Raw genomic sequence first — 785 nt, forward strand, 5'->3', positions numbered from 1 at the left:
ACTGATGCACATGGCGGACTCCCGCTGCTTGCACCGATGAGTGAAGTCGCAGGTAGACTTTCGATCGAGGCTGCCGGAGCGGCCCTGAAGCGGTATGCAGGGGGGCGCGGCCTTTTGATCGGTGGTGTGCCGGGTGTTCAGCCGGCCCGCGTCGTGGTGATCGGAGGCGGTGTTGTCGGCACGCACGCAGCAAGAATGGCGGCTGGCTTGGGGGCTGAGGTTACAATCCTAGACCGTTCGATTCCTCGTCTGCGCGAGCTGGATGAATTGTTCGAAGGGCGCGTTCGTACCAGGTTCTCGACAATAGATGCTGTTGAGGAGGAGGTGTTCGCCGCGGACGTCGTAATCGGCGCCGTGCTCGTTCCCGGGGCGAGTGCGCCGAAACTGGTAAGACGCGGTATGTTGAGTTCTATGCGAAAGGGCTCGGTGATCGTTGACGTTGCGATCGACCAGGGCGGATGCTTTGAAACATCTCGTCCGACTACCCACGCCGATCCAACCTATGAGGTGGATGGCGTCATCCACTATTGCGTCGCCAATATGCCCGGGGCCGTCCCGCTTACATCAAGCCAGGCCCTAAATAATGCTACGCTACCGTTTGGTTTGGCTCTCGCCAACAAAGGATTTGCAGCCGTGCTCGAGAACCCGCATCTGCGGGCGGGCCTGAATGTCTATCGTGGCCGCCTAACGTACAAGGCCGTGGCCGAGAGCCTTGGCCTGCCATACTCGCCGGTCGAACAGGCTGCGGCCTGATCCCAGAGGCCTCCCAAGGGGGCGTTTCCTCC

Annotated in this window: 1 protein-coding gene; it reads left to right on the forward strand. The window is 61.0% G+C overall.

The genetic code is table 11. From position 1 onward, the window contains the following. Positions 1-753 (forward strand): alanine dehydrogenase (locus IVA80_RS31495; RefSeq protein ID WP_247438763.1); only part of this gene is annotated, 753 nt, incomplete at its 5' end. Positions 754-785: the final 32 nt, after the last annotated feature.

Origin of the sequence: Bradyrhizobium sp. 139, assembly GCF_023074175.1 — a bacterium.
In the GTDB taxonomy this organism is placed as follows: Bacteria; Pseudomonadota; Alphaproteobacteria; order Rhizobiales; family Xanthobacteraceae; genus Bradyrhizobium.